Source organism: Micromonospora sp. MH99 (assembly GCF_021442385.1).
GTDB lineage: Bacteria > Actinomycetota > Actinomycetes > Mycobacteriales > Micromonosporaceae > Micromonospora.
The window spans coordinates 1-9,921 of record NZ_MUZA01000118.1; the positions used below are offsets into that span (position 1 = coordinate 1).

At 71.7% G+C, this 9,921-nt stretch carries 11 protein-coding genes and 1 pseudogene; 7 read left to right on the forward strand and 5 right to left on the reverse strand.

What is annotated here, in order from left to right; genetic code table 11:
* Window positions 1-234: pseudogene (locus B0E54_RS31325) on the forward strand (hypothetical protein); the annotation flags it as partial.
* Between the two features lie 312 nt (window positions 235-546).
* On the opposite strand, the gene B0E54_RS31330 reads toward B0E54_RS31325, so the two are convergent.
* A complete protein-coding gene (locus B0E54_RS31330) occupies window positions 547-2,010 on the reverse strand; it encodes an MFS transporter (protein WP_234591429.1) in 1,464 nt (487 codons plus the stop codon).
* A gap of 42 nt (window positions 2,011-2,052) precedes the next feature.
* Window positions 2,053-2,289: a hypothetical protein gene (locus B0E54_RS31335; protein WP_234591430.1), complete on the reverse strand. Its 237-nt coding sequence runs from the start codon at window positions 2,287-2,289 to the stop codon at window positions 2,053-2,055.
* A 145-nt stretch (window positions 2,290-2,434) separates the two neighbouring features.
* On the opposite strand from B0E54_RS31335, the gene B0E54_RS31340 reads away from it, so the two are divergent.
* Both B0E54_RS31340 and B0E54_RS31345 read left to right on the forward strand, forming a co-directional pair.
* Window positions 2,435-3,589, forward strand: a complete 1,155-nt coding sequence (locus B0E54_RS31340) for a geranylgeranyl reductase family protein (RefSeq protein WP_234591431.1) — start codon at window positions 2,435-2,437, stop codon at window positions 3,587-3,589.
* A 178-nt stretch (window positions 3,590-3,767) separates the two neighbouring features.
* A complete protein-coding gene (locus B0E54_RS31345) occupies window positions 3,768-3,941 on the forward strand; it encodes a hypothetical protein (RefSeq protein ID WP_234591432.1) in 174 nt (57 codons plus the stop codon).
* A 75-nt stretch (window positions 3,942-4,016) separates the two neighbouring features.
* On the opposite strand, the gene B0E54_RS31350 is transcribed toward B0E54_RS31345, so the two are convergent.
* Window positions 4,017-5,813 carry a bifunctional UDP-sugar hydrolase/5'-nucleotidase gene (locus B0E54_RS31350; RefSeq protein WP_234591433.1) on the reverse strand — a complete coding sequence of 599 codons (1,797 nt, stop codon included), beginning with the start codon at window positions 5,811-5,813 and terminating at the stop codon, window positions 4,017-4,019.
* Window positions 5,814-5,979: 166 nt separating this feature from the next.
* On the opposite strand from B0E54_RS31350, the gene B0E54_RS31355 reads away from it, so the two are divergent.
* Window positions 5,980-6,882: an SDR family oxidoreductase gene (locus tag B0E54_RS31355; protein WP_308195442.1), complete on the forward strand. Its 903-nt coding sequence runs from the start codon at window positions 5,980-5,982 to the stop codon at window positions 6,880-6,882.
* A 63-nt stretch (window positions 6,883-6,945) separates the two neighbouring features.
* Here the strand turns inward: B0E54_RS31355 and B0E54_RS31360 are convergent, their stop codons facing one another.
* Both B0E54_RS31360 and B0E54_RS31365 read right to left on the reverse strand, forming a co-directional pair.
* Window positions 6,946-7,605 carry a nucleotidyl transferase AbiEii/AbiGii toxin family protein gene (locus B0E54_RS31360; RefSeq protein WP_234591436.1) on the reverse strand — a complete coding sequence of 220 codons (660 nt, stop codon included), beginning with the start codon at window positions 7,603-7,605 and terminating at the stop codon, window positions 6,946-6,948.
* Window positions 7,602-7,943: a hypothetical protein gene (locus B0E54_RS31365; RefSeq protein ID WP_234591437.1), complete on the reverse strand. Its 342-nt coding sequence runs from the start codon at window positions 7,941-7,943 to the stop codon at window positions 7,602-7,604. The genes B0E54_RS31360 and B0E54_RS31365 overlap by 4 nt, the downstream gene beginning before the upstream one ends.
* 235 nt (window positions 7,944-8,178) lie before the next feature.
* Between B0E54_RS31365 and B0E54_RS31370 the strand changes: the two genes are divergently transcribed.
* From B0E54_RS31370 to B0E54_RS31380, 3 genes are all read left to right on the forward strand, one after another.
* Complete coding sequence (locus B0E54_RS31370) at window positions 8,179-9,177, forward strand: RNA polymerase subunit sigma-70 (RefSeq protein WP_234591438.1); 999 nt, start codon at window positions 8,179-8,181, stop codon at window positions 9,175-9,177.
* Window positions 9,174-9,602, forward strand: a complete 429-nt coding sequence (locus B0E54_RS31375) for a DUF6069 family protein (protein WP_234591439.1) — start codon at window positions 9,174-9,176, stop codon at window positions 9,600-9,602. The genes B0E54_RS31370 and B0E54_RS31375 overlap by 4 nt, the downstream gene beginning before the upstream one ends.
* 89 nt (window positions 9,603-9,691) lie before the next feature.
* The coding region (locus tag B0E54_RS31380; RefSeq protein WP_305076165.1) for a hypothetical protein at window positions 9,692-9,921 on the forward strand (230 nt) is incomplete at its 3' end.

Below are 9,921 nucleotides of genomic sequence, written 5' to 3' on the forward strand. Positions count from 1 at the left end.
TCGCTGGGCCTGTTCCAGCAGCGCCCGACCAGTGGTTGGGGCACGCCGGAGCAGATCACCAACCCGGAGTACTCCACCACCGCGTTCCTCAAGGGCCTGCGCCAGGTTGACGGCTGGCAGGACGTGCCGCTGACCGACGCCGCGCAGACCGTGCAGGTCTCGGCCTACCCGGACGCGTACGCCCAGTGGGAGCAGCAGGCCACCGACCTGGTTGCCCAGCACTGGAACAGCTGACCCCGAACCGACCGATGGCCGGCACCCGACAACGGGCGCCGGCCATCGGCATACCTGGCCGGCACCCCGAAACCGGGGTGGCCGGCCATCGTCGTGCCCGGGAGATCTTGGACAGTTTCCGTCATCAGCTGACGGAAACTGTCCAAGATCTGAAGGCGGCCGGCGCCAGGCGTTGTTGTGCCCGGCAGTGACTGACCGGCGACTGGCATGCCGGCCCGTGTGGCGCGTCGGCCCGACCGGCATGCCGGCCCGTCGGGCCGGGCGGCATGTCGGCCCGTCGGGTCGGGCGGTGCCGCGTACCCCCGGGGTTTTTCAGTCGTGGTTGCCGCGGAAGATGTCGATCAGCGCGGCGACCAGCGCGAGCGCGATGATCCCCGTGGCGAGCAGGAGCGATTTCTCGAAGGCCGACGCCCAGTTGCCGCGGCTGTCGGCGAGCGAGGAGAAGAACATCGAGCCGACCGCGGCGATGCCGGCCGCCGCTCCGATCCGCTGGCCGGTCTGGAGCATGCCGGCTCCGCTGCCTGCCTGGTCGACCGGCACCTGGGCGAGGGTGAGCGTCTGGTTGGGGGCGATGACCAGTCCGCTGCCGATACCGGCGACGAGCAGTGGCGCGGCGGTGACCCAGGGCGCGGGGGCGTCCGGCGCGAGGTGCAGTGCGAGCACTGTGGCGGCCAGACCGATCACCACGGCGAGCAGTCCGATGGCGACCAGGGGACGGCCGAAGCGGTTGACGATGCGTCCCCCGAGTGCGGACGCGGCGGCGGACCCGAGGGCGAACGGGGTGATGGCGAGACCGGCGACGAGCGCGCTGTAGCCGAGCCCGTTCTGCAGGAACAGGGTGAAGATGAAGAAGATCGCGGTGAATCCACCGAAGTAGACGAGCGCGATGAGCGCTCCGAGCGTGTACGACTGGAAGCTGAACAGGTGCAGGTCGAACAGGGGTTCATGGTGCCGCGCGTACGACCGTTCCCACAGCCCGAAGGCGACAAGCACCGCCAGGCCGGCGGGGATGAGCGCCCACTTCCACGGCGTACGCCACTGTTGTTCCTGGACGAGTGGCAGCAGGATCAGCACCACGCCGACGCCGAGCAGCAGCACACCGATCGGGTCGAGCCGGCGTCGACCGGGCTGGCCGTCGGGTCGACCGGGCAGCAGCCGCCACCCGAGGATCACCGCGACGATGCCGACCGGCACGTTGACGAAGAAGACCCACCGCCACCCGTGCTCCTCGCCGCCGAGGGCGATGAGCAGCCCGCCGAGCAGCGGCCCGACGGCGGTGGAGATGCCGATGGTGGCGCCGAGGATACCGAACGGGCGGGCTCGTTCCGGCCCTCGGAACAGCTGTTGGATCAACCCGATCACCTGTGGGTTGATGATGCCGGCGGCGGCGCCCTGGAGCAGTCGGGCGACGACCAGCCAGGTGGGGGAGGTGGCCAGGCCGGCGAGCGCGCTGGTCAGGGTGAACAGCGCGATGCCGAAGACGAACGCGTTGCGCCGTCCGCGGAAGTCACCGAAGCGGCCGGCCGGTACGAGCACCAGCCCGAAGGTCAGCGCGTAACCGGAGAGGACCCACTGCAGGTCGCTCGGGGAGGCGTGCAGCGCCCGGTCGATGGAGGGCACCGCGACGTTGACGATGCTCACGTCGAGCAGCGTCATGAACGCGGCGACCAGCCCGACCCCGACGGCCTGCCAGCGTCGGCGGTTCTCCGCCGCGTCGACCGGCTGCGGCTCGCGCGCCGCGCTCATGGTGCCCCCCGTTGACGGTCGATCATGCATCCCTGACCGCTACCCCGGCAGGCGGGGGCCAATCGTCGGGGGTCACGCCATCTGGCGGGCGCAGAATCTGGGGCCGAAGTCGAGGCCGGCCATCGGCGAGTCCTCGCGGTGCAGCAGGCCCTTCTCGGTGAGTTGGTGCAGTGGAGTGTGCACCTGCTCCTCGGTCAGACCGGATCCTTCGGCGATCAGTTCCGGATAGGGCACCTGGCCACGTGCTTCGAGGGCGGTGACCGCCTGGTACACGCGCTGCTCGACGTCCGACAGCTGCACCCGCTGCATGATCTCCTCCTTTGCCCGCCCGCTCGGCGCGGACGGTCGCGCCAGGCCGGTTACCCCGTGCCTGACCGAAGATGCCCACCCGATCGGGCGGTTGGCAGCGCGCCGTGCCGGGGCCGCGCGGCGGAGGGTGCCCTAGGCTGCAACCGTGATCGTCTGGGATCTCGTCGTCGTCGGCGCCGGCCCCGCCGGGCTCTCCGCGGCACACGCCGCGGCCCGCGCCGGCGTTCGTACGCTGGTTGTCGAGCGGGCCGCGCACCCGCGGTACAAGACGTGCGGCGGTGGGCTGATCGGCACGTCGTTGGCGGCCGTGCGCGGCCGCATCGAGGTGCCCGCGCACGACCGGGTGGACCGGGTGACGTTCACCCGCGACGGCCGGCGTGAGTTCACCCGCCGCAACGGCAGTCCGGTGGTGACCATGGTGCGCCGCGAGGAGTTCGACGACCGGCTGCGCGCGGCGGCGGTGGCCGCCGGCGCGCAGATGCGGGAGCAGGTCGCGGTCCGCGCGATCGAGCAGGACCCCGAGGGGGTACGCCTGCGGTTGGCCGACGGTACGACGCTCACGGCCCGCACGGTGATCGGCGCGGACGGTTCCTCGGGGGTGACCGCCCGACATGTGGGTGTGCGCTACCGGCAGGTGGACCTGGGGCTGGAGTTGGAGGTGCCGGTGCCGCCCGCCGAGCAGGAGCGCTGGCGCGGGCGGCTGCTGTTGGACTGGGGTGCGATGCCCGGTTCGTACGCCTGGGTGTTTCCGAAGGGCGACCGCTTGACGGTCGGTGTGATCGCGGGTCGGGGCGCGGGGGAGGGGACGCGCGCCTACCTGCGGCAGTTCGTCGACCGGTTGGGGCTGACCGGGCTGCCGGCGGAGCACGACTCGGGTCACCTGACCCGTTGCCGCGCCGAGGACTCCCCGCTGCGCAACGGCAATGTGCTGGTGGTGGGGGATGCCGCCGGGCTGCTGGAGCCGTGGAGCCGCGAGGGCATCAGCTTCGCGCTGCGCTCCGGGGAGATGGCCGGCACGGCGGTCGCCGACGGCGACCTGGCCGGGTACGAGCGGGCGGTCGCCGAGCGCCTGACGCCGGAGATGCGGGCGGGGTTCCGACTGCTCGACCTGTTCACCCGCCGCCCGGAGGTCTTCCACGCTCTGTTGGCGACCCCACCGGGGTGGCGGATGTTCGTCCGTTTCTGTCAGGGTCGGGCGAGCTTCGACGACATGCTGCGGCGTCGACCGGTCCGGGCGGCGCTGGCGGTGCTGGACCGGCTGCCCGCCCCGCGCCGGCCGGCCGCCAGCGTCCACCCCTGACCAACGCCTGCCGATGGCGCACCGGCCCACGCCATACACCCAGGATCCTAGGATGCCTTACGCGGTGTGTCGGCTCGCACCGACAGCCGAGGGACCGACGGTCGAGGGACCGTCAGCCGACAGGCCGGTGCCGCGGGCGACCGTCCGTCAGACAATGGCGGAGTAGGAGGGGGTGCCGATGGCCGAGCAGCCGTTCACCGAGGACGAGTACGCGTTCCTGCGCCACATCCGGTTCGGGGAGTTGCCGCCCGCCGTACGCCCGGACGAGCGGGTCGCGCTGACCGAGACCGATCCGGGGCGGGACCGGCCGGAGAAGGCCGAGGACCCGATCCGCTGGAACGTGCAGGGCTGAGGCCGGAACGGGTCGGGCGGGAGACGAACGGGCGGGCCGGGGTGTCGCCACCCACGGCCCGCCGACGTTCTGCGGTCAGAAGACCGGCACGCCCTCGCGTACCAGTCGCCAGTTGGGCTGGAAGAAGTCGTCCGGGTTGATCGTCCCCTTGGCCTGCGCCCAGTCGATCAGCAGCTGGCGGATCTCCTGCTGCGCGTTGTAGACCTGGGTCTTCACGATGCCGGGGAAGTTGCCGCCGCCGCTGCGCCGGTAGTTGTTCACCGCCACCACGAACTGCGCGTCGTCCGCCACCGGGGTGTCGGTGCCGGGCAGCACCAGCCGGGTGATCCGCTGGCCGACCGGCTTGGAGATGTCGATGTCGTAGTCCAGGCCGGAGATGACGTCGTAGTTGTAGTCCGGCACTGCGGGCGAGTCGCTGATCTGCTCGGTGTCCACGGGAGCACCCGGGGCGAGGGTGCGGAAGTACTTCGCCGAGTACTCCAGGTACGCGCGCACCTCGGCGCCGCTGAGCACGACCGCCTCGAGGGTGTTGTCGAACACGTACAACCCGGCCACGTCACGGATCTTCACATCTCCGGCGGGGAAGACCGCGGTACGGCTGAACGGCGAGGCCTGCGACAGCACCGGCAGGGTGGCGTACTGCGTGCCGGCCAGCGCCTTCGTGACGGTCTCGGCCTGGACGTGGTTGATGAAGTCCAGGATGGGGGTGTCCTTGTACCGGGACTCCACAGCGGACATCTCGACGGTGGCCTGGGCCACCACCTGGTTCACGTACGCGATCGTCTTCTGGTGTTGGGCCCGCACGGCGGCGAGCACCTTCGGGTCCTCGACCACCGTGTTGGTGTTCAGCATGGTGGCGGCCTTCTTGGTGATCGTCCAGCGGCCACGCTCACGGGCGAGGGTGAAGTCCATCCGGGTGAGCCGCTGGCCCCACTTCGACGGCTCGGAGAGCAGCACCTGCGCGCCGGTCCGCTCGTTGGTGACGAACCGCTCGACCACCTCGTTGTGGGCGTGCCCGAAGAGGATCGCGTCGATCCCGGGCACCTGCTGGGCGATCAGGGCCACCGGGTTCTCGTTGGGCAGCTCCGGGCCGTAGCTGGAGGTGCCGCTGTCGCCGCCGTGTGCGGAGATCAGCACGAGGTCCGCGCCGCGCGCCCGCATGATCGGCACCCACTTCGCGGCGGTCGCCACCATGTCGTCGAAGCGCAGCCTGCCCTCGACGTTGCCCTTGTCCCAGATGGCTACGCCGGGGTTGGTCAGGCCGAGGATGCCGACCCGCAGGGTCGGCGCCGCGAAGCCGAGGGAGACCTTCTTGATGACGTACGGCAGGAAGGCGGGCTTGCCGGTCTTCGCGTTGATCGCGTTCGCGGCGAGCGCCGGGAAGCCGAGCTGACGGATCCACAGGTCCAGTAGCGGCAGGCCGTAGTTGAACTCGTGGTTGCCCAGCGTCACGGCGTCGTAGTCGATGACGTTCATGGCCCGGGCCATCGGGTGCTTCTCGCCGGTGGCGGTGATCGGCTCCTGCTTGGCGTAGTACGTGGCGAGGGGAGTGCCCTGGATAGTGTCGCCGGCGTCGAGGACCAGCGTGGCCTTGCCGCGCCGCTCGGCGCGGATCTGGTTGATCAGGGTCGCCAGCTTCGCGACACCGATGTCGTTGTGCTTGCTGTCGTCGTACTCGGCGTCGCGGTAGTAGTCCCAGTTGTAGACGTTGCCGTGCGTGTCCGACGTGCCCAGGAGGGTGAGGTCCCAGGTGCGCGACCGGGCGGCGCCGGCCGCCTGCGCGGGGGCGGCGGCGACGATCAGCGGGGCGGTCGCCGCCGCGGCGGCGACCGCGAGCACCTGGCGACGCGACGGGCCGGATCCAGAGGTCATGACGTGCCTTTCCATGGGGGTGGACGCGCCTCGTGAGCGCCTCGCGCACCATAACCAGCGCCTGTCACTTGCGCCACGCCAGCCCCGGTTTCCGCAGGTCGTCGCAGGGTAGGGCGTTCTGTACGAGGTCACGGGGGAGTAGTCCGCACAGTGCGAGGAGATGTCGGTGAGCGAGGACCAGCACACCCAGCAGGACCCGACCAGCCAGTACGGCCAGCAGTCCGGTTCGCCGGGCCAGCAGCAGTCGCCGCCCGGTTCGACGGGGGAGATGACGCCGAAGCCGGACCACGGTGAGGAGTCGTACCGGGGGAGCGGGAGGCTGGACGGCAAGCGGGCACTGATCACCGGAGGTGACTCGGGGATCGGTCGGGCCGTGGCAATCGCGTTCGCCCGTGAGGGCGCCGACGTGCTCATCTCGTACCTCAGCGCCCAGGAGGACGCCGACGCCCGCGAGACCATCCGGCTCGTCGAGGACGCCGGTCGGCGCGGCATCGCGGTGCGCGGCGACATCACCGACGAGGCGCACTGTCAGGAGCTCGTCGACCGGGCGGTGCGTGACCTGGGCGGGATCGACATCCTGGTGAACAACGCGGCGTACCAGATGTCGCAGGACAAGGGCATCCTCGGGATCAGCACCGAGCAGTTCGACCGGGTGCTCAAGACCAACCTGTACGCCATGTTCTGGCTGTGCAAGGCCGCCATCCCCCACCTGGCGGAGGGCTCGGCGATCATCAACACGGCGTCGATCCAGGCGTTCGACCCGTCGCCGCAGTTGCTGGACTACGCCACCACCAAGGCGGGGATCGCCAACTTCACCAAGGCTCTCGCGGCCGACCTCGCCGAGCAGGGAATCCGGGTCAACGCGGTGGCCCCCGGCCCGGTCTGGACGCCGCTGATCCCCGCCACCATGCCGAAGGAGAAGGTGCGGCAGTTCGGCACCGACACCCCGGAGGGCCGGCCCGGTCAGCCGGCGGAGCTGGCGCCGGCGTACGTCTTCTTCGCCTCCCAGGAGTCCAGCTACGTCACCGGCGAGATCCTGGGGGTCACCGGCGGTCGACCGACCAAGTGATCCGGCCGCCGGGTGGTCGCCAGTGGGTGACCACCCGGCGGTACGGCTTGGCGGGCGGTGGCGTCAGCGGGGCCAGGTGGCGAAGCGGTGGCGCACCCGCGCGACGTCGTCGGCGCCCAGGCCGTAGCGGCCGAACCGCGTGTCGGACAGCCGGTCCAGGTAGCGGCCGGCGGCCCGCACGTCGGCCGGGTCCAGGGCGGGGTCGACCTGCCGGGCGAGCACCAGCAGCTGCGTCACGTCGTAGTGCTCCAGCGCCGCCGCCACGTCGATGAAGTCGCGGACCTCCCGCCGGTTGACCAGGGCCGCGATCTTGTTGGCGACCAGGTCGCGCACGTCCATCACCGGGCCGAGGTCCATCACGACCGGGCTCTGCTGCCGGTCCAGTCGGGCCAGGCTGAGCCGGATCTCCCGACCGTCGCGGCTCACCACGAAGTCCTTCATGTCCTGGCCGTACCCGTCGAACAGATCGGCGAGCTCGCTGTCCGGGTCGGCGTCGGTGACGGTGAACCCGGCCCGCTCCAGCGCCCCGCGCACCCCTGCGGTGGCCGCCGCGGCGGCGCCCTCGACGTCGGCGAAGAGGTCCACGTCCTCGGTCGGCCGGGCGACCAGGCCGTGCGCGGCCCAGGCCACCCCGCCACCGAGCACGAACCGGTACGGCCCGGCGGCGGTCAGCGCCACCCGGGCCACCTCCCGGTAGAACTCGTGCAGGTGGGGTGCGATCACGCCGCGCGCAGGCCGCGGTGCCGGCTCTCCCAGGCGAGGCGGACGCCCCGGGGGAGGTTGAGCAGCCGCCACACCCGGCGCAGTGTCCGCCCGTTGATCAGGACGCGCAGGTCGTCGGCGCTGGCAGTCTCGCGCAGCACGTTCTCGTACATCCAGAGCAGCTGGTCGGGGTCGCCTAGGTCGAAGGTGCGCTCGGCGTTCCACATCAACCGCACCGGCAGCTCGACCACGCCGCGGGTGGGGCCGGTGAGCTCGGTGAGGGTGCGCGCCACGACGGCCGGACGACCCGGGCGGGCCAGGAAGGCCACGCCGGTCGCGGTGGGCGAGACGGCCTGCATGCTGTCAGGGTAACGCCCGCCGGACCCGGTGTCGCTCAAGCGACCTTCCCCGGGCCTCGGCGCCCGCCCGGCGTCGCGTGCGGAGGCTGCCGGACACGTGCCAGCTCGTCCGGTTCCGCAGGGCTAGGGTGGCCGCTTCCCGGCGTCGTCCGAAGGAATCGTCCGACCCGGTGATGAGTTGTCGGGCCCGCACCCGTCATACCTGCGACGGGACACGACGAGACGGGAGCATGACGTGACGAGTGCGCACACGGACGAGCATTTGGGCGGGGGCGGTCTGGACGGGGTCGACGAGTCGGCCTTCGCCGGACTGGCGGGTCGGCACCGGCGGGAGCTGCACGTGCACTGCTACCGGATGCTCGGGTCGTTCGAGGATGCCGAGGACACCGTTCAGGAGACGTTGCTTCGCGCGTGGCGGCGGCGGGAGACCTTCGCGGGGCGGTCGTCGTTCCGGGCCTGGCTGTACCGGATCGCCACGAACGCCTGCCTGGACCTGCTCGCCCGACGCCGTCCCGAGCCTGCGACAGGTGGCGAGGTGCGGTGGTTGCAGCCGTACCCGGACCGGCTGCTCGACGAGCTGCCGGCCGGTGACGCCGATGAGCCGGAGGCCGTTGCCGTCGCGCGGGAGACGATCGAGCTGGCGTACCTGGTGGCGGTCCAGCACCTCGCGCCGCGCCCACGGGCCGTGTTGATCCTGCGGGACGTGCTGGGCTGGCCGGCGAAGGACGTCGCGGAGCTGCTCGGAGATTCCGTCAACTCGGTGAACAGCGCGCTGCAGCGGGCCCGCGCCGGCATGCGCGAGCACCTGCCCGCCGAGCGGCAGGACTGGACCGGCGGTGCGGAGGACGTCGGGACGCGCGAGCTGGTACGCCGCTTCACCGACGCGAGCGTGGCCAAGGACATCGACGCGCTCGCCGCGATGCTGCGCGACGACGTGCGCTGCTCGATGCCGCCCACACCCGGCGTCCACGTCGGCCGCGACGCGGTGCTGAACGACTGGCTCCAGGACGGCTTCGCCGACCTGGGACGCCTGCGCGGCGTCCTGACGGCCGTGAACCGGCAGCCCGCCATCGCCTTCTACCTGTGGCGGGAGTCCGAGGGCGCGTACCTGCCGTTGACCATCGACGTTCTGCGGGTCACCGGCGGCGCGGTCGCCGAGATCGTCATCTTCCACGACGACCAGTTCCCGCGGCTCGGGTTGCCGCAGCGCCTGCCGGCGGACGGTGCCCGGTGACCGCCGCGGTCCCGGCGTCGGGCCGGACCAGCCGTGCGCACCGACTGCGCGGGCTCGCCGGTGTGGGGCTCCTCGCCACGCTCGCGGCGATGCTGGCCACCACAGTCGTCGCCGCGCTCGCCCGGGCCGCCGGCGTCGACTTCGCGGTCCCCGCCGGTGGCGAGACGATCCCGATACCCGGGTTCGCCGTGGTGACCGGCGTCTTCTCGGTCGTGGGCATCGTCATCGCCGCCGCTCTGCTGCTCTGGAGTACGCGTCCCGCCGCGCGGTGGGTGTGGACGGCGGTGGCGCTGACCGCGATCTCGTTGGTCGCGCCCCTGCTCTGCGGGGGCACCGCCGCCACCGTCACCGCCCTCGTTGGACTGCACCTCGTTCCCGCGGCCGTGATGATCCCCGCGCTGAGATGGAGCCTGCGCGCCGAGTGACGATGCCACGACGCCCCCTCCCCGATTAGCGAAGACTCCTCATCTGACCTATGTTCGTGAGGTCGCTCGCGTGGGAGGGGGTGTCGGAGATGGGTCTGCGGACGTTCATCGAGGGTTGGCCGGTGTATCGGCAGCTCACCGGCACGGACCCGTTGGGCCGGGGCGCCGCCGCCAAGTCCGCGCGCTCGGCCGGCCTGACCGCCCGCACCGACACCGCCGACAGCGTGGCCCGCTCGGTGTGCCCGTACTGTGCGGTGGGTTGTGGCCAGCGGGTGTTCGTCAAGGACGGGCAGGTCACGCAGATCGAGGGCGATCCGGA

Bases quoted from the DNA above. Each gene is read 5' to 3' on its own strand.
- B0E54_RS31330 (WP_234591429.1), bottom strand. From the start codon at position 2,010: ATGCATGATCGACCGTCAACGGGGGGCACCATGAGCGCGGCGCGCGAG.
- B0E54_RS31335 (WP_234591430.1), bottom strand. From the start codon at position 2,289: ATGCAGCGGGTGCAGCTGTCGGACGTCGAGCAGCGCGTGTACCAGGCG.
- B0E54_RS31345 (WP_234591432.1), top strand. From the start codon at position 3,768: ATGGCCGAGCAGCCGTTCACCGAGGACGAGTACGCGTTCCTGCGCCAC.
- B0E54_RS31350 (WP_234591433.1), bottom strand. From the start codon at position 5,813: ATGACCTCTGGATCCGGCCCGTCGCGTCGCCAGGTGCTCGCGGTCGCC.
- B0E54_RS31365 (WP_234591437.1), bottom strand. From the start codon at position 7,943: ATGCAGGCCGTCTCGCCCACCGCGACCGGCGTGGCCTTCCTGGCCCGC.